General features: G+C 71.5%; 20 protein-coding genes. 7 read left to right on the top strand and 13 right to left on the bottom strand.

From position 1 onward, the window contains the following. Window positions 1-154 precede the first annotated feature (154 nt). From ACFPZ3_RS03170 to ACFPZ3_RS03155, 4 genes are all read left to right on the top strand, one after another. Window positions 155-2,791, top strand: coding sequence for a bifunctional acetate--CoA ligase family protein/GNAT family N-acetyltransferase (locus tag ACFPZ3_RS03170; RefSeq protein WP_379512399.1), 2,637 nt, complete (start codon window positions 155-157; stop codon window positions 2,789-2,791). 114 nt (window positions 2,792-2,905) lie between these two features. Next, window positions 2,906-3,496: a DUF5998 family protein gene (locus tag ACFPZ3_RS03165; protein WP_379512398.1), complete on the top strand. Its 591-nt coding sequence runs from the start codon at window positions 2,906-2,908 to the stop codon at window positions 3,494-3,496. Window positions 3,497-4,283: 787 nt separating this feature from the next. Next, on the top strand, window positions 4,284-5,393 hold the full coding sequence (locus tag ACFPZ3_RS03160) for an alkaline phosphatase family protein (RefSeq protein ID WP_379512397.1): 1,110 nt from the start codon (window positions 4,284-4,286) through the stop codon (window positions 5,391-5,393). Continuing rightward, window positions 5,390-6,205: a sulfurtransferase gene (locus tag ACFPZ3_RS03155; RefSeq protein WP_379512396.1), complete on the top strand. Its 816-nt coding sequence runs from the start codon at window positions 5,390-5,392 to the stop codon at window positions 6,203-6,205. Before ACFPZ3_RS03160 ends, ACFPZ3_RS03155 begins: the two co-directional genes overlap by 4 nt. Before the next feature lie 100 nt (window positions 6,206-6,305). On the opposite strand, the gene ACFPZ3_RS03150 is transcribed toward ACFPZ3_RS03155, so the two are convergent. The 4 genes from ACFPZ3_RS03150 to ACFPZ3_RS03135 form a co-directional block, all read right to left on the bottom strand. Beyond that, window positions 6,306-8,816 (bottom strand): CHAT domain-containing protein, encoded by a 2,511-nt coding sequence (locus ACFPZ3_RS03150; protein WP_379512395.1) that lies wholly within the window; start codon window positions 8,814-8,816, stop codon window positions 6,306-6,308. 63 nt (window positions 8,817-8,879) lie between these two features. Then, on the bottom strand, window positions 8,880-9,326 hold the full coding sequence (locus ACFPZ3_RS03145) for a hypothetical protein (protein ID WP_379512394.1): 447 nt from the start codon (window positions 9,324-9,326) through the stop codon (window positions 8,880-8,882). After that, window positions 9,323-9,859, bottom strand: a complete 537-nt coding sequence (locus ACFPZ3_RS03140; protein ID WP_379512393.1) for an RNA polymerase sigma factor — start codon at window positions 9,857-9,859, stop codon at window positions 9,323-9,325. The genes ACFPZ3_RS03145 and ACFPZ3_RS03140 overlap by 4 nt, the downstream gene beginning before the upstream one ends. Window positions 9,860-9,932: 73 nt before the next feature. After that, on the bottom strand, window positions 9,933-10,946 hold the full coding sequence (locus ACFPZ3_RS03135) for a S8 family peptidase (RefSeq protein ID WP_379512392.1): 1,014 nt from the start codon (window positions 10,944-10,946) through the stop codon (window positions 9,933-9,935). A 175-nt stretch (window positions 10,947-11,121) separates the two neighbouring features. On the opposite strand from ACFPZ3_RS03135, the gene ACFPZ3_RS03130 reads away from it, so the two are divergent. Next, window positions 11,122-11,616 (top strand): DUF3145 domain-containing protein, encoded by a 495-nt coding sequence (locus tag ACFPZ3_RS03130; RefSeq protein WP_379512391.1) that lies wholly within the window; start codon window positions 11,122-11,124, stop codon window positions 11,614-11,616. An 80-nt stretch (window positions 11,617-11,696) separates the two neighbouring features. On the opposite strand, the gene ACFPZ3_RS03125 is transcribed toward ACFPZ3_RS03130, so the two are convergent. The 9 genes from ACFPZ3_RS03125 to ACFPZ3_RS03085 all read right to left on the bottom strand — a co-directional run bounded on the left by ACFPZ3_RS03125 (window position 11,697) and on the right by ACFPZ3_RS03085 (window position 19,878). Next, window positions 11,697-13,121, bottom strand: coding sequence for an acyl-CoA carboxylase subunit beta (locus tag ACFPZ3_RS03125; protein ID WP_379512390.1), 1,425 nt, complete (start codon window positions 13,119-13,121; stop codon window positions 11,697-11,699). Beyond that, window positions 13,122-14,354 (bottom strand): beta-ketoacyl-ACP synthase II, encoded by a 1,233-nt coding sequence (fabF, locus tag ACFPZ3_RS03120; RefSeq protein ID WP_379512389.1) that lies wholly within the window; start codon window positions 14,352-14,354, stop codon window positions 13,122-13,124. It abuts the gene before it with no gap. Between the two features lie 45 nt (window positions 14,355-14,399). Continuing rightward, window positions 14,400-14,639: an acyl carrier protein gene (locus tag ACFPZ3_RS03115; RefSeq protein WP_379512388.1), complete on the bottom strand. Its 240-nt coding sequence runs from the start codon at window positions 14,637-14,639 to the stop codon at window positions 14,400-14,402. A gap of 74 nt (window positions 14,640-14,713) precedes the next feature. Next, entirely contained in the window at window positions 14,714-15,670 is a 957-nt protein-coding gene (locus tag ACFPZ3_RS03110; protein WP_379512387.1) for a beta-ketoacyl-ACP synthase III, read from the bottom strand. After that, the gene (locus ACFPZ3_RS03105) at window positions 15,667-16,563 is read right to left on the bottom strand and encodes an ACP S-malonyltransferase (RefSeq protein ID WP_379512386.1); all 897 of its coding nucleotides are present in this window, start codon (window positions 16,561-16,563) and stop codon (window positions 15,667-15,669) included. Before ACFPZ3_RS03105 ends, ACFPZ3_RS03110 begins: the two co-directional genes overlap by 4 nt. A gap of 103 nt (window positions 16,564-16,666) precedes the next feature. After that, entirely contained in the window at window positions 16,667-17,791 is a 1,125-nt protein-coding gene (locus tag ACFPZ3_RS03100; protein WP_379512764.1) for a PucR family transcriptional regulator, read from the bottom strand. A 92-nt stretch (window positions 17,792-17,883) separates the two neighbouring features. Beyond that, window positions 17,884-18,315, bottom strand: a complete 432-nt coding sequence (locus tag ACFPZ3_RS03095) for a DUF350 domain-containing protein (RefSeq protein ID WP_379512385.1) — start codon at window positions 18,313-18,315, stop codon at window positions 17,884-17,886. A gap of 24 nt (window positions 18,316-18,339) precedes the next feature. Continuing rightward, the gene (locus ACFPZ3_RS03090) at window positions 18,340-19,485 is read right to left on the bottom strand and encodes a glutathionylspermidine synthase family protein (RefSeq protein ID WP_379512384.1); all 1,146 of its coding nucleotides are present in this window, start codon (window positions 19,483-19,485) and stop codon (window positions 18,340-18,342) included. A 3-nt stretch (window positions 19,486-19,488) separates the two neighbouring features. Continuing rightward, complete coding sequence (locus ACFPZ3_RS03085; RefSeq protein ID WP_379512383.1) at window positions 19,489-19,878, bottom strand: hypothetical protein; 390 nt, start codon at window positions 19,876-19,878, stop codon at window positions 19,489-19,491. A gap of 102 nt (window positions 19,879-19,980) precedes the next feature. On the opposite strand from ACFPZ3_RS03085, the gene ACFPZ3_RS03080 reads away from it, so the two are divergent. Together ACFPZ3_RS03080 and ACFPZ3_RS03075 are read left to right on the top strand one after the other, a co-directional pair. Beyond that, window positions 19,981-21,000 carry a PHP domain-containing protein gene (locus ACFPZ3_RS03080; RefSeq protein WP_379512382.1) on the top strand — a complete coding sequence of 340 codons (1,020 nt, stop codon included), beginning with the start codon at window positions 19,981-19,983 and terminating at the stop codon, window positions 20,998-21,000. A 311-nt stretch (window positions 21,001-21,311) separates the two neighbouring features. Further along, window positions 21,312-22,040 (top strand): helix-turn-helix transcriptional regulator, encoded by a 729-nt coding sequence (locus tag ACFPZ3_RS03075; RefSeq protein WP_379512381.1) that lies wholly within the window; start codon window positions 21,312-21,314, stop codon window positions 22,038-22,040. Window positions 22,041-22,086 lie beyond the last annotated feature (46 nt).

Genomic DNA, 22,086 nt, shown 5'->3' with positions numbered 1-22,086 from the left:
GCTGCCTTCAGAACGAGCCTGGCCACGGCAAAAGTAACAGCTTCCGGGCTGCCCGTGGGGCGTACCCCCGACACAGGGCCTGAGTCGATGCACAAGCGTTGCCCAACAAGCCCCCGGGTCTTGTCATGTGGGATGCGGGTTTACGCTCGATGCTGTGGAGGCACAATATCCGGCCCACTGGGAGGCCGATGTCGTCCTGGCGGACGGCGGAACCGCCCATGTCCGCCCGATCAGGCCCGCCGACGCCGACCGCCTCCGTTCGTTCTACTCCAGGTTGTCCGACGAGTCGATCTATTTTCGGTTCTTCGGGCCGCGGCCCCGGCTGTCCGACAGGGAAGTCGAACGGTTCACGAACGTCGACTACGTCAACCGGGTCGCGCTGATCGCCACCATCGGAGCCGAGATGGTGGCCGTGATCCGCTACGACCGCACAGAACCCGGCGAGGCCGAGGTGGCCTTCCTCGTCGAGGACGCCCACCAGGGCAGGGGAGTGGCCTCCGTGCTGCTGGAGCACCTGGCCGCCACGGCGCGCGAGCGCGGCATCGAGCGTTTCGTCGCCGACGTCCTGCCCGCCAACATGCGCATGACGGGGCTGCTGCGCCAGGCCGGTTACACGGCCCAGAGCCAGTTCGCCGACGGGGTCGTACGCATGACACTCGACCTGACGCCCACCGACACCTCCGCGGAGGTGACGACCGCGCGCGAGCACCGGGCCGAGGCCCGCTCGATCGCCCGGCTGCTCACCCCCGGCTCCGTCGCGGTCATCGGCGCCTCGCGCGAGCCGGGCGGCGTGGGCCAGACCGTCCTGCGCAACCTGCTGGCCGCCGACTTCACCGGGCCCGTCTATCCCGTGCACCGGGAGGTCCGGGCGGTGGCGGGCGTGCGGGCGTACCCGAGCGTGGGGGCCATCGACGGCGAGGTGGACCTGGCCGTGGTCGCCGTGCCGGCCGAGGGCGTGATCGACGTCGTCAAGGAGTGCGCGGAGAAAGGGGTGCACGGCCTGGTCGTCGTCTCCTCCGGGTTCGGCGAGACGGGCGCGCGGGGCAGGGAGAGACAGGACGAGCTCGCCCGCATCGCCCGCTCCTACGGTCTGCGCGTCGTGGGCCCCAACTGCCTCGGCATCGCCAACACCGACCCCGCCGTCAAACTGAACGCCACCCTCGCCGCCACCGTGCCCGGCAGGGGCAAGGTCGGCTTCTTCAGCCAGTCGGGCGCGCTCGGCACCGCTCTCCTGCAGCGGGTGGCGCAGCGCGGCATGGGCATCTCGGCGTTCGTCTCGGCGGGCAACAGGGCCGACGTCTCGGGCAACGACCTGCTGCAATATTGGGAGGAAGACGACTCCACCGAGGTGATCCTGCTCTACCTGGAGTCGCTCGGCAATCCGCGCAAGTTCACCCGGCTGGCCAGGCGCATCGCCCACCGCAAGCCCATCGTGGTGGTCAAGAGCGGTGGCACCCCCTCGGGGCACTCGGCCGAGGAGCTCGGCCTGCCCGACTCGGCGATCAGCTCGCTGTTCGGGCAGGCGGGCCTGATCAGGGTGGACGACCTCATCCAGCTCTTCGACGTGGGGCAGTTGCTGGCCTACCAGCCGTTGCCGGCCGGTCCGAGGGTCGCGCTCGTGACCAACTCCGACGCGCTCGGCCTGCTCGCCGCCGACGCCTGCCTGGCCGCGGGGCTGGAGCCGCGCCCGCCGGTCAACCTGGGGCCCGCCGCGGGCCCCTCCGAATACGGTACGGCTCTCGCCGGCGAACTGGCCTCCCCCGACGTGGACGCGGCCGTCGTGATCTACATGCCGCCGATCCCCGGCAGGACCGAGGAGGTGGCGGCCGAGTTGCTGCGCGCCTCGGGCGATGCCGACAAACCGGTGCTCACGACGTTCATGGGGCATCTGGGCATGCACCCGGCCCTGCGCGTGCCGGGCGCCAGCCCTTCGCGCGGGTCCATCCCCTCCTACGCGGCTCCCGAGGAGGCGGTACGCGCCCTCGCCCACGTGGTCCGCTACGCGACGTGGCGCGCGCACCCCGCCGGGCCGCCGCCCGAGCTGGAGGACATCGACACCGCCCGCGCCAGGGAGCTGGCCCGGGCGAACCTGCCCCCCGACACCTCCTCGGGCGGGTTCGCGCAGGCCGGGCCGCCGGTCGAGATCGACGCCGCCGAACTGCTGTCCTGTTACGGCCTGACCGTGTGGCCCGCCGAGGTCGTACGCTCGCCGGAGGAGGCCGTGGCCGCCGCCGAGCGCCTGGGCTGGCCCGTGGTGATCAAGGTGGCCGAGCCGGGGGCCTCGCGCCGCGCCGGGACCGTACGCCTGGGGCTGACCGGCCCCGACATGGTTCGCCACGCCTACGCCGAGCTGCTCGGCGAGCGGGTGGAGCTGGCCGTCCAGCGGATGGCGCCGCAGCCCGCCGTGCCGACGGTCGTGGGCGTGGTCGAGGATCCGGCGTTCGGGCCCGTGGTGTCGTTCGGGCTGGGGGAGGTGACCGCGCGGCTCCTGCTCGACCAGGGCTTCCGCCTGGCCCCGCTGACCGGCGAGGACGCCTCCGCCCTCGTCAGGTCCGTACGCGCCGCGCCGCTGCTGTTCGGCGAGTACGGCTACCCGCCCGTGGCCGTGGACGCCCTGGAAGACCTCCTCGTACGCGTCGGCCGTCTGGCCCACGACCTGCCGGAGCTGGCCCGCCTCGACCTCGACCAGGTGCTCGTGGGGGAGTCGGACGTCATGATCCTCGGCGCCCGCGCCACTCTCCGCACCCCCGCAGGCCCACGTCTGGACGGCGGCCCCCGCAGGCTCTCCTAATCCGCCGTGAGCGAATGAAGTGGCCAAAGTTGCCCAATGATGCCCTGATAAAGACGTTATAGAGCGTTATATCCGGCGGGTGAGCGCACTGCCCGGTCCTGGCAGGATGGAGCCATGAGGGAAACCCGAGTCTCAGCCGCGGGCCTGCGTGAAGCGATCGAGCGCAGCGGCTACTACCCCGACCTCGTCACGGATGCGGTCGAATCCGCGCTGGGCAAGGAGGCCGTGACCGCGTTCGTGGTCCATCACGAGGCGACCTTCGATCCCGCCATGGAAGTGCGCCGCCACGTCACGGTTCTGGTTCTGTCGACGACCCGGCTGCTGGTCTGCCACACCGACGAGCACCCCGCCATCGAGGGCGTCTCGGCCTCCCACGCCTCCACCACCACCGAGGCCGTACGCCTGAGCCGCGTCCAGTCGGTCGCCGTCACCCGCGTCGTGCCCGACCCCGCCTCCTACGTCCCCGGCGTCCCTCCCACGGAGGTGACGCTCACGATCGGCTGGGGCGCCATCTCCCACGTGGACCTGGAGCCGGCCACGTGCGGCGACGAGAACTGCGAGGCCGACCACGGCTACACGGGAGCCATCACGGCCGACGACCTGTCGCTGCGGGTCAGCGAGGCCGCCGACGGCCCCGAGGCGGTCACCCACGTCCTCGCCTTCGCCAAGGCCCTCTCCGAAGCCACCGCCCGCGCCACCGCCTGACCCCCACCCGGAAGTCACGGCCCCGCCGGGCGGCGCCACGCGACGGCCACGATCACCTACACCATCGCATCGCCACAAGCCTCCCCGCGCACGGCATCGAGCGCACGGCATCGAGCGCACGGCATCGAGCGCACGGCATCGAGCGCACGGCATCGAGCGCACGGCACCGAGCGCACGGCACCGAGCGCACGGCACCGAGCGCACGGCACCGAGCGCACGGCACCGAGCGCACGGCACCGAGCGCACGGCACCGAGCGCACGGCACCGAGCACGTGGCACCGAGCACGTGGCACCGAGTGCACGGGACCGAGCGCATGGCATCGAGCGCGGGACGGCCAGGGCGGTCGTCCATCGGGGACGGGCGCGCATGCGACGCGCTCGGCGGCTCAGCGGGACATCAGGTGCGCGGTATGCGGCACGCGGTGCGCACCTGAGCAGCTGGGCGCGAGCGGCGCCGGGATCGCGGGGGCAGGGCGGCAGGCGAGCAGCCCCGGCGGGCGCTGCCGTCATGGCGCGCGGCACCCCAGGGGCGGTGCCGTTGGGGCGGCGTTGCGCGACGACCACGACCGTGCCCGGCAGCACGCCACCGCGTCGGCGCGAGCGGCAGCCCGCGTCGCCTCACCGCACTGCGCACGGCACAGGATGCGGGACGCCGTTCACGCCGCGCTGCCGTTCACGCCGCGCTGCCGACGCCCCTGGGATTCCCATGTGCTGTGAAGGGGGTGAGTGGGAAAAGCGGCAGGTGGGTCGCGAGGGGCTGGGATCTTGGAGGGTTACACTGAGGGACATGCTGGTGCCGGTGTACGGTGGCGGGTCGCTGGCCGATCTGCCTGGATCGATGCTGGCCGCTCTGGGCCTGCGCGAGCCCAATGCGCTGAATCTGGAGCAAGCCGACCGAGTCTGCCTGTTCCTGGTCGACGGCCTGGGCGCCGAACTGCTCAGTGCGCACCCCGAGACGGCCCCCTTCCTGGCCGGGCTCCAGAACAGGACGCTCACCGCCGGGTTCCCCGCCACCACCGTCACGAGCCTGTGCAGCCTGGGCACGGGCCTGACCCCCGGTGAGCACGGCATGGTGGGCCTGATGCTGGCCGTGCCGGGCACCGGGATGTTGTTCAACTGCCTGAGGTGGACGCTCCCCGACCACCTGGTGATGGATCCCGACGAGTGGCAGCCCGCGGAGACCGTCTACCAGCGCGCCGCCCGCGCCGGGATCGAGTCCGTCTACGTCGGTCCCGCCGAGTTCGAGGGCACCGGCCTGACCAGGGCCGTCTACCGCGGCGTACGCTACGTGGCCGCCGACTCCGTGGACGACCGGGTGGCCCGCGTCCATGAGGCGATGCGCGAGCGGCCCGCGCACGTCACCGTCTACTACGGCGACCTCGATGCCACCGGCCACATGGTGGGCTGGGGCGGCGAGGAGTGGCTGAGCCAGCTCGCCATCGTCGATGACATGGCCCAGCGGCTGGCCGAGGGGCTGCCGCCCGGATCCGTCCTGTACGTCACCGCCGACCACGGCATGGTCAACGCCACCGAGAAGATCGACGCGGAGAGCGTGCCGGAGCTGACGGAAGGGGTGGCGTTGCTCGGCGGCGAGGCCAGGGCAAGGCACGTGTACGCCCGCCCTGGAGCCGCCAAACAGGTGCTGGAGGCGTGGCGCGAGACGCTGCGGGGCAAGGCGTGGGTGGTGTCCAGGCAGGAGGCGGTCGAGTCGGGCTGGTTCGGGCCCCGCGTACGCGACGTCTGGCTCGAACGCATCGGCGACGTCGTGGCCGTGCCGCACACCGACCTGGCCATCACCGCCCCCACGAAACACCCGATCGAGGCCCTTTTCACCGGCTACCACGGCTCGCTGACGACGGCCGAACAGCACGTCCCGCTCCTGGAGGTACGCACGTGACCAGCCCGCTGATCACCCCCGCCGAACTCGCCGCGCAGGACGGCGTCACCGTGCTCGACGTGCGCTGGCGGCTCGGCGGGCCGCCCGGGCTGCAGTTCTACCGCGAGGGCCACATCGAGGGGGCCGTCTACTGCGACCTCGACGCCGATCTCGCCGCCCCTCCCGGCGCGGGCGGGCGGCACCCGCTGCCTGACGCGGCGGCGTTCCAGAGCGCGATGCGGCGGCTGGGCGTCTCGGACGGGCGTCCGGTGGTGGTGTACGACGACGCCGGGTCCACCGTCGCCGCCCGCGCCTGGTGGGCGCTGCGCTACTACGGCCACCAGGACGTACACGTGCTCGACGGCGGCCTTCCCGCCTGGATCGAGGCCGGGCTGCCCATCACGAAGGACACCCCCGAGCCGGTGGAGGGCGACTTCACCGCGCGTCCTGGCGGGATGCCGGCCCTGACGGCCGACGAGGCGGCGGCGCTGGTCGGTCGTGGGGTGCTGCTCGACGCCAGGGCGGGGGAGCGTTACCGGGGCGAGGTGGAGCCGGTCGATCCGGTGGCGGGGCACGTTCCCGGGGCCGTCAACGCCCCCACCACGGAGAACGTCGGCCCCGACGGCCGCTTCCTGGCCCCCGGCGCGCTCCGCGCCCGCTTCGCCGACCTGGGCGTCGGCGAGGGCGTCGAGGCGGGGGCGTACTGCGGTTCCGGGGTGACGGCCGCTCACGAGGTGCTCGCCCTGGAGGTGGCGGGCCTCCCTGCCGCCCTGTACGTGGGCTCCTGGTCCCACTGGGTCACCGACCCGTCAAGACCCGTCGCCACGGGCTGAGACCGACGTCAGCCCCACGGCTGATCGCCCGTGCCCGGGCAGACGAACCCGAGGCCGGCCCCACGGCTGATCGCCCGCGCCGATACAACCGAACCCATCGTCAGTACCACGGCTGATCGCCCGCGCCGAAGCAGACGAACCCGTATTCGCCGCTCTTCGCCGCCGCGTGCGCCAGTGCCGCGTCCGGAGCCTGCCCCGCCGCCAGCAGTTCGTGGAACATGCTCATCAGCACCTTGGCCGACTCGTCCCCCACCGGCACCATCCCGGCGATCACACAGGACGTCCCCTTGGCCAGGAACGTCCCCGGCAACCCCAGCGGCGCCCCCTCCATCGGCGTGCGCGACATCCCGGAGTTGCACGCCGACAACACCACCAGCCCCGCCGTACGCGCGACGTCCAGCAGGTCGTATGCCATCAGCGACCCATCCTCCAGCGTGATCCCGGACACCAGCGGACTGCGCGGGTGGAACACCCCGTGCGCCGCCAGATGCACCACATCCGCCTCCCCGAGCGCCTCCAGCACCGCCCCGATACGCCCGGCCGCCTGCCGCCCGCCCTGATGACAGGCCAGCACGTGGGCCACCTCCCCCTGCGCGTGCGCCAGCGCGGGCCCGGCCGCCGCCACCACGACGGGGGAGGAGGCGCCCTCGGAGCGGGACCTGCGTGAACGCATCCAGGCCGCCGCCCCGGCCGCCACGCTGACCGGCCGCTCCCGCAGGTACGGCAGGGCGCCCCACGGCAACGTGTGCAGCGCACCCACCGGCACCGCCACCAGCGGCCGATCGTCCACCTCGGCCGCCAGGGGCCGCAGCACCAGCCGTTCCACCTCCGTCGCGGCGGCCTCGACGTCACGCGGACCGCCGTGGCTGCGCAGCGCGTACCGGAGGCGGACGATCGCCTCCTTGACCTGGCACACGCTGCCCAGCCGCCGCAGGAGCAGGTGTTCCCCGCTCACGAGCACGGCCAGCAGCGTTCCCCGGTCCGCCACGTACTCCACCAGTGCCCTGCGCCCGAGCTCGGCCCGCAGCCGGTCGGGGTCCACCAGGCCGCACGCGTGCGCGGGAGCGGCCACGGCCCGCCACCGCTCCGACCACTCGAACACCGTGCGGGCGCACCCGTCCCGCACCGCCAGCTCCAGCCCGAACGCCGCCAGCCTCTCTCCCGACCTGGCCGCGTGGGCGCGCAGCGACGGGTCCTCGAACACCTCCACCTGCTCGTTCACCTCGGCCAGCCCTTCGCGTACGGCGCGGAAGGCCCCGGGGACGTATTCCTGCAGCGCCGCCTGAAGCGCGAGCGCGTGCTGGCGCACCGGCACCGGGATCTGCGACGCCTGCGCGAACTGCCTGGCCTGCGGCTCGGAGGCCAGCGAGGTCAGCCGCGTGCCGTCCGGCACCCACCGTTCCGGCCGCTCGGCGTGCCGGGTGAGCCGGGCGAGCTGCGCGGAGGCCGTCGGGTGGTCGTCCACGGTGAGCGCCGCCTCGGCCGCCGTCAGCCGCAGCGCCGCCGCCCCCGCCTGGTCGGCGAACTCGTCCTCCAGCTCGCCGGCGCACGCGATCAGCTCGGCGACCAGCTCGGGCGTGGTGGGTTCGAGCTCCAGCCGCGAGCGCAGGACGACCTCCCTGGCCAGCGGCAGCCACGACTCCCTGTCCTGCTCGGCCAGCTCCCGCGAGGCCTGCTCGGCCACCTGCCGGGCCCGCTGCGGGTCCCCGGTCAGCAACTCCACCTGGGCCAGCTTCAGCCGGGCCTCGGCCAGCGCGACGTGCGCGCCCGACCTCTCCAGATCCGGTACGGCCAGGCTCAGGATGGCCCTCGCCTCACCGGGCAGGTGCGCGGCCAGCAGGGCGCCGGCGAAGTCGGCCCGCATCGTGGCCAGCCGCTCGGGAAAGCCGGCCAGGGTGTCCATGGCCTCGTGGTAGTGCTTGAACGCCCCCGCGATGTCGCCCCTGCGTACCGCGAGGAAGGGCAGGTTGGCGGCCGACAGGCGGGCCAGGTGCCGCAGCCCGGCGCGCTGGGAGACCCGCAGGCAGGCGGTGAGGTCGCGCATGGCGGCGTCCCAGTCGCTCCGGTAGGAGTGGATGAGGCCGCGGTTGAGCAGCCCGCCGGCCAGGAACCTGCGGTCGTCGATGCTGCCGGGCGCGGTCGTGAGCGTGCGCAGCGCGCGGTCGCAGGAGGCGACGGCCTCCTGGTGGCGGCCGAGCTGCCCGAGGGCGACCGCGCGCTGGGTGTCGAGCTTGGCGCGGTCGAGGTTGGACAGGTACGCCCAGGCCAGGGCGGCCAGGCGCAGCGCCTGGAGGGGGTGGCCGCGTTCGGTGCGCAGGGTGACCAGGGACATCCGCGCCTGGGCGATCCGCCCGGGCGGGGCTCCCGCGATGCGGATGGCCTCGCGCAGGTGAAGCTCGGCGGTGTCGAGGTCGCCCAGCTCGCGGGCGGCCAGCGCCATCGATCGGAGGGCCACGACCTGGGCCTCGACAAAGCCGCTGCGGCGGGCGGTGGCCAGGATGGCGCGGCCCGCGCGCATGGCGTGGTCGGGGTCGACCAGGGAACGCAGCATCGCGGCCTCGGCCGCTCTGATGAGCGGATGCGAGTCCTGTTCGTCGAATGACGCGCTCATGGCCGGCCTCGATCGGAGACGGCCGGGAGAAGGGCGCGGCTCTCCCGGCCGGTCATTGGCGGGTCAAGGGCGGATGCGCACCCAAGTGGTCTGGATGGGTGCGTGCCCGGGCCGGTGGCACACCACGCTGAGCCAGCCGGGTGGCAGGCCTGTGGCGGCGAAGTGGCCGGTGTGGGCGATCCGCCTGGTAAGCGTGAGGTTGGGGGATCTTACATCGACGAGCGCGCCCTCTCCTGGGTAGGGGGAAATGTGTCCGGCGACGTCGATCAGCCCGTCGCCTTCCGTCACCTCGAGATCGAAGGTGAGGCCGGCTGCGATGAAGCGCACCAGATGGGAGCTGTCGTCGTCGCGGACACTGCGGATGGTGGCCGACTCGGCGTAGGCGGCGGTCGCCGCCTCGGGGACCAGAAGCCTGTAGGCGTCGCGCGCGGCGGCCGACACCTGCATCGGGATCGGGTCGTTCCCGGAGGCCAGCCGGAGGGCCGCCAGGAAGTATTCGTCGTTGATCATTGCGCTGTCTCCTGTAGTGAGATCAGAGTGCGCAGTTTTTCCAGGCAACGGGCCTTGGTCGGGCCGACGCTGCCCGCGGGCAGCCCCAGCCGCGATGCCACCTGCTGATTTCCAAGATCGTTTGCAACCAGCTGAAGGAGTGTGCGGCAGGGTTCTTGCAGGGTGGAGACCATCTTCCAGAGCAGGCGCCGGTCGTCGGCCTCCAGGACGGCGGCGGCGGGGTCAGGGTCTTCGACGACCTCGAAGGAGGAGACGCCTGAGCGCTCCTTCCGCAGGAGCAGGAGGGCTTCGCGGCGCACGGTCGTCGTGAGCCAGCTCCCCACCACCGACGGATCCCTGATGCTCGTAAGGTTCTGCAGCAGCCGCAGCCAGGAACCCTGGACGGCGTCAGCGGCATCGGCGGGGCTCAGGCCGCATGCGCGGGCGACGGCCCACATGCGCGGCCCGAACCTCGATTCGAGCTCGTCCCAGGCGGACCGGTCACCGTCGGCCGCGGCGGCGAGCAGTTCCGCTGGATCGCGGGGTTCACCCACCACGGCCTCCTTCCGTCCGGCACGGAGAGGCGATCATGCCTCCCCGTGATTATCCGGGGACTGAGCGTAAACTCTACAGACTCGCCGCGAAGAGAACTCCCAGATCGGGAATTTGCCGGGTCTCGTCGGAGTCAAGGACCCTCCTGATCCACTCCCTCGCCGGTTCCTCCCTGGCCGCGTCGGCGATGGCCCCGGCCACCAGCGGGGTGGCGAACGAGGTGCCGCTCCAGGCCGCGTAGCCGCCGAACTCGCCCGCGTCCAGATAACTGCTCGTCAGCCAGTCGCCCTGGGCGCACGCGTCGACCCAGGTGCCGTGGCCGGAGTAGGGCGCCCTGTCCTGCCGGCAGGAGTCGACTGCCCCCACGCCCACCACATAGGGCAGCGCGGCGGGCCAGAACGGCCGGTCGGAGGCGGTGTTGCCGGCGCAGGCCACGGTCACCGTCTCCGTCAGCGCGCCGATGGCGTCGGCCAGCAGGGGCGGTGGGCGGTCGTCGAAGGTGTGGCCGCCGAAGGAGAGGTTGAGCACCTGCGGGGGATTGTCGCGCATGCGGTAGAGGGTGCGTACGATCGCCGCCTCGTCGCCGATGCCGTCGCCGTCGAGCACCCGGTGCACGCGCAGCGCCGCGCCCGGGGCCCGGCGCGCCAGCACGCCCGCGATGAACGTGCCGTGACCGGCCTGCGAGCCCTCGGAGGCGTCGGCCTCGTCGGGGCCGAGGCGGGCGTACCAGTCGGTGCCCGACCACCACGGGTGCTTGGCCACGCCGGTGTCGAGCAGGCCCACGACGACTCCGGAGCGGGAGCGGCCCGGTTTGAAGCCGACGGGCGGGGCGGGGAAGGGCCTGGAGGCGGGGCCGCCGAACCACAGCGGCTGGCCGCGGAGCACGTGGTTGGGCGATGCCCGCAGACCCTGCTCGCGGAGTTCGGTGGTGACCTCGCAGGGGTCGACGCCGGGCGACAGGTGCAGGACGCAGACTCCGTCCGCCTCGGAGACCGCCTGCGTCCAGCGGGCCGCGGCGGCGAGAGCGGTCCGGTCGGCCAGCACCTGACCTGGGCGAATGAACGCCTCTCCGACTGATTGGATTTCCATGAGCGGGTATGTATCCCCGCGAGAGTTGCTGTCACCCGCCACTCCCGCACCAACTTGGTATGGCCCCCCACTGGTGCCGGATGGCGACCGACGGTAGTCTCTCCCTAGTCACTTGTGATCATCCCGGAGCGAGGCCGTTGGGGAAGGCGCACCTCGTACCGAAACGGGAGGTCCGGTGTCTGCTCGTGGCGTCCTTTACGTCCACTCGGCTCAGCCCGCGCTGTGCCCTCACATTGAATGGGCAGTCGCGGGTGTCCTTGGCGTGCCCGTAGATCTGACGTGGACTCCGCAACCCGCCGCGCCGAACGTCGTGCGCGCACAGGCGGAGTGGGAGGGTCGGCCGGGCATCGCGGCGGCCATCGCCTCTTCACTCATGGGTTGGCAGCGCCTCAGATTCGAGATCACCGAAGACGCCTCACCGGGCGTGGACGGCTCCCGGCATGCCTACACGCCGACGCTCGGCGCCTTCACGGCGGTCATCGGCGTCGCCGGCGACATCATGATCCCCGAAGACCGGCTCCGGGCCTCGATGATGATGGCCGCCCAGGGGCGGTGCGTGCTGGAGGACGAGCTGGACAAGATGCTCGGCAGGCCGTGGGACGAGGAGCTGGAGCCGTTCAGGTACGCCGGAGACGGCGCGCCTGTCCGCTGGCTGCACGCGGCCGTCTGAAACCGTTTCTGGGCGCCTGAGAAACGTGGAAAGGCCCCGCACCGGGACCGGTGCGGGGCCTTTCGCGTGAAGACGAAGTGCTACAGCGGGATGTTGCCGTGCGCACCCCTGGCCGGGGTGGCCTGGGCGAGCACCTTGGCGATGGCGCCGCGGGTCTCCCCGGGCTTGATCACCTCGTCGATGACGCCGATCTCCTGCGCCCGCTCCAGGCCGCCGGCGAGCTTCTCGTGCTCATCGGCCAGGCGCAGCTCGAGCTCGGCCCGCTCCTCCTCGGGAGCCGCCGCCAGCTCGCGCCGCTTGAGCACGCGGATCGCGGCCACCGCGCCCATGACCGCCACCTCGGTGGTCGGCCAGGCGAACACCTTGGTCGCGCCGAGCGCACGGGAGTTCATCGCGATGTACGCCCCGCCGTACGCCTTGCGCGTGACCAGCGTGAGCCGCGGCACCGACGCCTCGGCGAAGGCGTGCAGCAGCTTGGCGCCCCGCCGGACCACACCGTCGTGCTCCTGCCCGACACCCGGCAGGTAACCGGGCACGTCCACCAGGACAACCAGCGGCACGCCGAAGGCGTCACACATACGTACGAAGCGGGCAGCCTTCTCGGCGGACGTGGCGTCGAGGCAGCCGCCCAGCCGCATCGGGTTGTTGGCGATCACGCCTACCGTCCGGCCGCCGAGCCGGCCGAGCGAGGTGACGATGTTGGGCGCCCACTTGGGGTGCAGCTCGATGCCCGGCTCGTCGAGCAGCCCGTTGACCAGCGGCTTGACGTCGTAGGCCCGGCGTGCGGACTCGGGGAGCAGCGAGGAGAAGTCGACCTCCTCGACATCGCCCGTGCGCACCCGGCCCTGGTGGCCGAGGAGCGTGGCGAGCTGACGCGCCTTGACGAACGCGTCGGTCTCGGTCTTGGTCACGATGTGCGCGACACCGCTGCGCTTGCTGTGCGGCTCGGTGCCGCCCAGGGCCGCGCTGTCGACGTTCTCGCCCGTGACGCTGCGGACGACGTCGGGGCCGGTGACGAAGATGCGGCCGGAGTCGGCCAGGATGACGAGGTCGGTGAGGGCGGGACCGTACGCGGCGCCGCCGGCGGCGGGACCGACGACCACGGAGATCTGCGGCACGACGCCGGACGCCTTGGTCATGGCGGCGAAGACCCGGCCGACGGCGTGCAACGACTCGACGCCCTCGGGGATGCGCGCGCCGCCGGAGTGCCAGATCCCGATGATCGGCACACGTTCGCGGACGGCCACGTCGTAGGCGTGCACGATGTGCTCGCAACCCGCGCTGCCCATGGCGCCGCCCTGGAAGCGGGCGTCGCTGCAGAAGACGACGACGGGAACGCCCTCGACGCGGCCCATGGAGGCCAGGACCCCGCTCTTGTCCTCAGGAGTGATCAGCCGCAGCGAGCCCTCGTCGAGCAGCGCGGTCATGCGGACGACTGGATCCCGGGGATCGGCGGGCTCCGGTTCGGAGCCCCCGCTCACCACCCGGTTGTCGAGCACGGTCATTTAAGCCCCCTTAAACACGACGGCCACGTTGTGCCCGCCGAATCCGAACGAGTTGTTGACCGCGGCGATGTCGCCGTCAGGCAGTTTGCGGTTCTCGCTGTGGACGAGGTCCACCTCGATGCCGTCGTCGAGGTTGTCGATGTTGATGGTGCGGGGGACGATCCGCTCCTGCAGAGCCTTGATCGTGAAGACGGACTCGATGCCGCCCGCCCCGCCGAGCAGGTGCCCGGTCATGGACTTGGTCGAGGTCACCAGCGGGTGGGTGCCGATGGCCTTGGCCACCGCCTGCACCTCGCCGATGTCGCCCGCGGGAGTCGAGGTGGCGTGCGCGTTGACGTGCTTGACGTCGAGCCCGGTGATGCCGGCGTTGGTGAGCGCCTGCGTCATCGCCATGATCTGACCACGGCCCTCGGGCTCGGGTTGGGTGATGTGGTGCGCGTCGGCCGAGTAGCCGACGCCCGCGCAGTAGGCGTAGATGCGCGCGCCGCGCGCCTTGGCGTGCTCCTCGGACTCCAGCACGATGATGCCGGCGCCTTCGCCGAGCACGAACCCGTCACGGTCGCGGTCCCACGGCCGTGACGCGCCCGCGGGGTCGTCGTTGCGCGTGGACATGGCCCGCGCGGCGGCGAAGGCCGCCACGTTGAGGCCGTGGATGGCGGCTTCGGTGCCGCCCGCCACCACCACGTCGGCGCGGCCGACCCTGATCATGTCCATCGCGTAACCGATGGCCTCGGCGCCGGACGCGCAGGCCGACACCGTGGCGTGCACGCCGGCCTGGGCGCCCAGGTCGAGCCCGATCCAGGCGGCCGGGCCGTTGGGCATGAGCATGGGCACGGTGAACGGCGACAGCCGGTTCCAGCCCCGCTCACGGTAGGTGTCGTAGGCGGTCAGCGTGGTCGTGATGCCGCCGATGCCGCTGGACACCACGACGCCCAGCCGCTCCGGCGCCACCTCGGGGGCGCCGGCGTCCTGCCAGGCCTCTCTGGAGGCGACCAGCGCGAACTGCTCGCTGCGGTCGAGACGGCGGGACTCGGGCCGCGGCAACACCTCGGTCGGATCGACGGCGGCCGTCCCCGCGAACTTCACGGGGACGGTGTCGATCCAGTCCGTGGTGAGCGTTTCGACACCCGACTGACCGGCGAGGAGCGCCGTCCAGGTCGAGGTGACGTCTCCACCGACGGGCGTCGTCGCGCCGAGCCCGGTGACGACGACACGTACCCGGTTCGCACTCACGTTTCGCGCTCCTTGCTGATCAGAAGGGGTGGACGGGGGTCCGGGTCAGTTGTGGATGAAGTTGAGGACGTCCTTGACCGTCTTCAGGTTCTTGAGCTGGTCGTCGGGGATCTCGACGCCGAACTCGTCCTGGGCGGCCACGGCGATCTCGACCATGGACAGGGAGTCGATGTCGAGGTCGTCCACGAAGTTCTTCTCGGGAGTCACCTCGGAGGCCGGAATGCCCGTGATCTCGTTGATGATCTTGCCGAGGCCCTCGAGGATGTCCTGCTCGGTGGCAGCCATGTCGCTAGTTCTCCTTTGGTTTTCTGGGTTCTGTGCGGGTGGTGCCGCACAAGCATGAAGGGGTGAACGGGATTCTAGGGAATCTCGATCACTTGGCCCGCGTACGTCAGGCCCGCGCCGAAGCCGAGCACCAACGCCAGGTCGCCCGAGCGCACCTCGCCCTGCTCCAGCATGCGCGAGAGCGCCAGCGGGATGGAGGCGGCGGAGGTGTTGCCCGCGGTGACGATGTCCCGGGCGACGACGGCCTTGTCAGCGCCCAGTTTACGGGCGATGGACTCGATGATGCGCAGGTTGGCCTGGTGCGGCACGAACGCCGCCAGCTCAGAGGGGTCGACACCAGCGCGTGAGCAGGCTTCGAGCGCCACCGGGTGCAGCGCGGTCGTGGCCCACCGGAAGACCGTCTGGCCCTCCTGGTGCAGGTAGTCGTCACGGTCCTTGATCTGGATCGCGTCGGCCTTGTCGCCGGCGCTGCCCCACACCACGGGACCGATGCCAGGAGTGTCAGACGGGCCCACCACCGCGGCTCCGGCGCCATCGGCGAAGATCACGGCGGTGGACCTGTCGGTCCAGTCGACCCACTGAGACAGCTTCTCCGCGCCGATGACCAGGACGTTCCTGGCCGATCCGCCGCGGACGGCGGCGCTCGCGGTGGCGAGCGCGTAGCAGAAGCCGGCGCAGGCCGCGTTGACGTCGAACGCGCCGGGCGCGTTCATGCCGAGGCGGTGCGCCACGATGGCGGAGGCGTTGGGGATCTGGGTTTCGAGCGTGCAGGTGGCCACGATGACGAGGTCCACGTCGTCGGGGGCCAGGCCGCTGGCGGCCAGGGCCTTGCCGCCGGCGATGGTGGCCATGTCCTCGACCGACTCCCCGGCCGGGGCGACCCTGCGCTCCTTGATGCCGACGCGGGACTGGATCCACTCGTCGTTGGTCTCCATGGTCTTGGCCAAGTCGTCATTGGTGACGACGTTCGCCGGCTGGTAGTGGCCGAGGGCCAGCACTCTGCCGCCGGGGGCGATGTCGGAAATCCTCACTTGAACAGCTCCCTGGCCGCGTCGAGGTCATCGGGGGTCTTCAGCGCCACGGTCTGCACGCCGCGAAGACCCCGCCTTGCCAGGCCGGTCAGCGTGCCGCCGGGCAGCAACTCGATCATCTTGGTGACGCCGAGGCCGGCCATGGTCTCCATGCAGGCGTCCCACCTGACGGAGTTGCTGACCTGGGTGACCAGCCTCTGGAGGAACTCGGCGCCGGTGGCGACGGACTGCCCGTCGGTGTTGGAGAGCAGGGGGATCGCGGGGTCGGACGGGACGACGTTCCAGGCCGCCTCGCGCAGGCGCTCCATGGCCGGGGCCATGTGCTCGGTGTGGAAGGCGCCCGCCACGGAGAGCGGGATGAGCCGGGCGCGGGCCGGCGCGTCCTCCTTGAACGCGGCCAGCTGCTCCAGGGTGCCGCCCGCCACGACCTGGCCGGCCCCGTTGATGTTGGCGGGGGTCAGTCCGTGCTTCTCCAGACCGGCCAGGACGTCTTCCTCGACGCCGCCGAGCACGGCGGTCATGCCGGTCTCGGTGATGGCGGCGGCCTTGGCCATGGCCTGGGCGCGGTCGCGTACGAGAGCGAGGGCCTGTTCCGGGGTGAGGACGCCGGCCAGCGCGGCGGCGGCGAACTCGCCGACGCTGTGCCCGGCCAGCACGTCGGGGCTGGCGCCGAGCGCCTCGGCCGAGGCCAGCGCGGCGGCGACGAGCAGCGGTTGTGCGACGGCGGTGTCGCGGATCTCGTCGGCGTCGGCGGTGGTGCCGTAGGCGACCAGGTCGAGCCCGACGACCTCCGACCAGGCGCCGAGTCTGTCGGCCAGACCGGGCAGCTCGAGCCAGGGGGTCAGGAAGCCTGGAGTTTGGGCACCTTGGCCCGGAGCGACGAGTACAAGCACAAAATCCACCTTGCCCTGTAGAACTCCGACACGCGGATGGAGATCCGTACGAACTTTGTCCGGGGTGATTTGTAGGAACCCTACAGTGGGGATTTCGGCTGCATTACGTTAGAGCGCCCCAGGTTACGGCGCTCTCCGAGAGCCTGCCGAGGATGAGGCCGACCTGCAAGGTGAAGGCGGACCTGCCCTCCGTGGGCTGGTATCCGGTCAGCTCCGTGATCTTCTTGAGGCGGTAGCGCACGGTGTTCGGGTGCACGAACAGCAACCGTGCCGTCGCCTCCAGCGAGGTCCCCTGCTCCAGGTACGTCGCCAGCGTATCGAGCAGCGGTGTGCCCGCCAGCGGCAGGTAGACGTTCTCGATGAGCTGCTCCCTGGCGTCGGTGTCGCCGTCGAGCGCCCGTTCGGCCAGCAGGTCCTCGGCGTGCACCGGTCTCGGCGCGTCGGGCCAGCCGCAGGAGGCCTTCAGCCCGGCCAGCGCCGCCCTGGCGGACCTGGCGGCGGCGTGCAGGTCGGGCACCTCGGGGCCGATGACGATGGGGCCCACGCCGAAGCGGGCCACGACCTGCTTGGCCGCGTCGTTGACGCTGCCGGCACCGCCCACGATCACGATCAGCCGGTCGGCCTGCACCCCGGCCAGCAGGTCCATGCCGATGCGGCGGCCCTTCTCGCGCAGCCCGTCGATGACCGCGCGGGGGTCGTCGTCGGGCGCGTGGCCGGCGATGACGACCACGGGGGAGGAGGTCCAGCCGAGCGCGGCTGCCCAGGAGTGCAGCCCGTCGTCCACCTCGCCGCGGACGAGGGCGTCCACGATCAGGGCCTCCAGCCGGGCGTCCCAGGAGCCCCTGGCCTCGGCCTCGCGGGCGTAGACGTGGGCGGCGGCGAAGGCCACGTCGCGCGTGTAGCGCAGCATGGCCTGCTGGAGCTGGTCCTCGCCGCCTGGGGAGGCCAGCTCGTGGGCCTGCGCCTCGACCACCTCGACCACGACCCTGACGATGTCGACGGTCTGCTGGAGCGAGATCGACCGCTTGAGCTCGCGCGGGGCCGTGCCGAAGAACTCGATGCTGGGCGTGGGCCGGTCCTTGCCCGCGTACTGGAACCACTCGACGAACGCCGCGATCCCGGCCTGGGCCACGAGCCCGACCCACGACCGGTCCTCGGCGCTGAGCGCGCGGAACCACGGCAACTGCTCGTCCATGCGCGCCATCGCCGCCGTGCCGAGCGAGCCCATGGCCCGCTCAAGCCTGCGCGTGGTGTCCTCCCGGGTCCGGTCTGTCACGCCTCCTAGAGTGCCAGGTCTCCCCCGATGACCGGAACAGAGGTTCAGATCACGGCCACGGCCGTGATCAGGCCGATCGCCAGGTGGGTCACCGCCAGCAGACGGGAGCCGGGCTGCAGCTCGCTCTCCTTGACGAGGTCTCGTACGGAGATGCCGACCACCCGGTCGAACACCAGCATCGCCACCGTCTGCACCACGATCCCGACGAGACCGAACACCGCCGTGCCCGCCAGCCCCTCGGCGAGCCGCCCGCCGGAGGACCAGATGGAGGCGGCCACGATCAGGCCCACGGCGGCCAGCGCCGAGGTGGTGAGCAGGGTGGCGTTCGGGTTGCGCTCGGTGCGGATGATCTCGCTCAGCTTGCCGGGCGTGGCCCAGTCGATCACGTAGAAGCCGATGATCATCAGGATGACGCCGACGGCGGCGTAGGCGGCGATGGCTCCCGAGCCGCGGGCGAGGGTCTCAAGCAGGGTCACGTGCGTTCCAATCAAAGGAGGGTGTCAGTCGGCGATGCGGTGCGGGACGAAGGAGGAGGTGTCGTCGGTGATCAGGCCGGTCGTCTCCCTGATGCCCAGCCCGGCGGCCTCGTCGGCGATCATCCAGGCGCCGAGCACCGGGCGCTGCCCCTCGAACACGGGCAGGGCCTCGAAGCCCTGGAAGACGTACCCCTCCCGGCCGTAGGCGCCGGGCGTCTCCTGCGTGCCCTCCGGGGTGACGATGCGCATCGAGGCGCCCTCCCTGCCGAGCAGCGGCTTGGCGATGTAGGAGGTCAGGTCGCGGGGGCCGTCGAGGTAGGCGGGCAGCAGGTTGGGATGGCCGGGGTTGAGCTCCCACAACACGGCCAGCAGGGCCTTGTTCGACAGCAGGGTCTTCCACAGCGGCTCGATCCAGGTGGCGTGCCGTACGGCCTGCCGCCCGAAGTCGTCGCTCAGCATCCACTCCCACGGATAGAGCTTGAACGCCGAGCGGATCACGCGCTCCTCGACGTCGACGAAGCGGCGGTTGAGCTCGTCCCAGCCGATGTCCTCCATGGCCACGGCCACGGTGTGCAGGCCCGCCTGTTCGGCGGTCTCCTGCAGGTAGGCCACCGTCATGGCCTCCTCGCCCGTCTCGTCCGCGTTGGTGAAGGCGAAGTGGGTGGGCCCCGACGGGAGCCGAAGCGCGCGCCAGCGGTCGATGAGGCGTTCGTGCACCGAGTTCCACTGGTCGCCGTCGGGGAAGACGTCCTGCAGCCAGAACCACTGCACGACCGAGGACTCCACCAGCGACGTGGGCGTGTCGGCGTTGTACTCCAGCAGCTTGGCCGCTCCGGTGCCGTCGTAGCGCAGGTCGAAGCGGCCGTACACGTACGGGTCGCGCCGCTCCCACGAGCGGGCCACCTCCTCCCACGCCCACTCGGGGATGGCGAAGTCGGCGAAGCGCCCGGCAGAGACCACGTGCTCGACGGCCCGCAGGCACATCTCGTGCAGCTCCTCGACCTGCGTCTCCAGCTCCTCGACCTCGTCCATCGAGAAGACGTAGTGCACGGATTCGTCCCAGTACGGCCGGCTCAGCCCCGCCGGATGCGCGGCACGGTGGTAGGCCAGGCCCTGGCTCTCGATCGTCTTCTCCCAGTCGTTCCTGGGAGTGCCATGTTCGCGGCGCATGCGTCAGCTACCGCCGCTCCAGCTCCGGCCGAAGCCGCCCCGCTGGATCTCCTTGCCGCTCCGGCTGGTGATCTTCGCCTCGGAGGGGCGCAGGGTGGTGCCGCCCGAGATGCGGTTGCCGACTCTCCGCCCGCCGTAGTACCACAGGTACGCCCCCCGGGAACCGGCGTAGTAATGGGTCGAGGTGCCGTCGTCGTCGCAATTGTCGTCGTCCACGACCTCGTACGTGCCGTCGTCCAGCCGGATGGTGCAGTCCGCGGTGACCTCGTCGTCGTCCGCCACGGCGGCGCAGTAGCCGACCACCATCACGGACAGGACCCCGAGCACGACCAGCGGGATGACCTTCGACGACTTGCGCGGTGGCTCTTTGGGCGCTTGCGCCGGATTTGACATCAAACTCCTGCTTTCCTGGGCCGATCAGCCTAGCGGTGGCCCTTGTCCCTGTTCAATGTGTATGTCCCTGTGGTTGCCGTTGACTTGGGTATGAATGGACGCATGGAACCGGACGAGGCCTTGCGCGAGATCGCCTTTCTGCTCGAGCGGGCGGGCGAGCCCACCTACCGCGTGCGTGCCTTCCGCCGCGCCGCCGCGGTCGTGGACGAGCTGCCCAGAGACGAGCTCGTCCGGCTGACCCGCGGTGGCGGGCTCGGTGGCTTGCCGGGTATCGGCAAGGTCACCGCCCTTGTGATAAACGAAAGCCTTGACGGACAGGTTCCGACTTATCTGCGCAGAATGCGGGCCACCGAGGGCGTCGAGCTCGACGCCGAGACCGCCGAACTGCGGGCCGCGCTCAAAGGCGATCTGCACAGCCATTCCGACTGGTCGGACGGGGGGTCGCCGATCGAGGAGATGGCGGAGGCGGCGATCTCGCTCGGGCACGAATACGTCGCGCTGACCGACCACTCGCCGCGCCTGACCGTGGCCAACGGGTTGTCGGCGGAACGGCTGGAGCGCCAGCTTGAGGTGGTGGGCAAGCTGAACGAGCGGCTGGCGCCGTTCAGGATCCTGACCGGGATCGAGGTGGACATCAACCTCGACGGCTCTCTCGACCAGGAGCCCGAGCTGCTGGAGCGGCTCGACGTGGTGGTGGCCAGCGTGCACTCCAAGCTGCGGATGGGCGGCGAGGAGATGACCAGGCGGATGGTCACCGCCGTGGCCAACCCGCTGGTGGACGTGCTCGGGCACTGCACGGGGCGGGTGGTGCAGGCGGGCGGGAAGCGCGGGACGAAGCGGCCGGAGTCGGAGTTCGAGGCGGAGCTGGTCTTCGAGGCGTGCCGTCAGTTCGGGGTGGCGGTCGAGATCAACTCCCGGCCCGACCGGCTCGATCCGCCGAAGCGGCTGATGCGGCTGGCGTACGAGATGGGGTGCGTGTTCGCGATCGACTCCGACGCGCACGCGCCCGGGCAGCTCGACTGGCAGCGGCACGGATGCGAGCGCGCCGCCCGGTGCGGCATCGAGGCCGGGCGCGTCGTGAACACCTGGTCGCTCGACCGGCTGACGGACTGGGTGTCGTGAGAAAACCCGACCGGCTGACGGAGTGGGCGTCGTGAGAAACCCGACCGGCTGACGGAGTGGGTGTCGTGAGAAAACCCGACCGGCTGACGGAGTGGGCGTCGTGAGAAACCCGACCGGCTGACGGAGTGGGCGTCGTGAGAAAATCGGGCCGTCGTTGCGTGGCGGTGAAAGGCGAGCCGATCGCCGCTCCCGTCAGAGGGGCTTGAGGCACTCGCCGAACCGTGAGACCCCTGTGGCCGCGCGGTTACGTGGGTGTCCCGGGGCTACCGGGCGGCCCGCGATTGTCGGTGGCTCGGCGTAGCGTCTCGGCTGTGAACCGTACCGACCGGCTCTACGCGCTCGTCGAAAACCTGCGCGCCATCTCACCCCGCTGCCGCTCCGCCCGCGAGCTCGCCCAGCGGTTCGAGGTGAGCGTGCGCACGATCGAGCGCGACATCACCGCGCTGCAGGAGTCGGGCGTCCCGATCTATGCCGAGCCGGGGCGCAAGGGCGGTTACGCGATCGACAAGAAGCTGTCCCTGCCGCCGCTCAACTTCACCCCCGCCGAGGCGGTGGCCATCGCGGTGGCGCTCAGCCAGGCCGGTGACCAGCCGTTCGGCAGGCAGGCGCGCAGCGCGTTACGCAAGGTCGTGGCCGCCATGCCCGGGTCGGAGGGTGACCTGGCCAGAGAGCTGGCCCGGCGCGTGCAACTCGTCCACGTGCCCCGGGAGCAGGACAACGAGATCCAGCCGCTGGGCGCCGAGGGCATCTCGCGGGCCATCGAGGAGGCGCTGTTGCGGCGGCGGGTGCTCAGGCTCGACTACGCCGACGCCAAGGGGGCGCTGACCTCGCGCGACGTGGAGCCCGGGGTGTTCCTGGGCGGGCGGGGCGGGTTCTGGTATCTCGTGGCGTGGTGCCGGCTGCGTGATGACGTGCGCGTCTTCCGGCTCGATCGCATCGCCTCCGCCACCGTCACCGCCGAGCGGTGTCCCGAGCGGCCGCTCGAAGGGTTCGCGACCGAGGTCCCCGAGATGGTCGTGCACGGAACAATGCTCGATTAGTCAATCGAAAACACCGACATAGGGTTGTCGCCACAGCGTTAGATCG

The sequence above is a fragment of the Nonomuraea insulae genome (genome assembly GCF_042656245.1).
The sequence above is the reverse complement of the archived record's forward strand: the minus strand, read 5'-3'. Positions and strand labels throughout refer to the sequence as shown.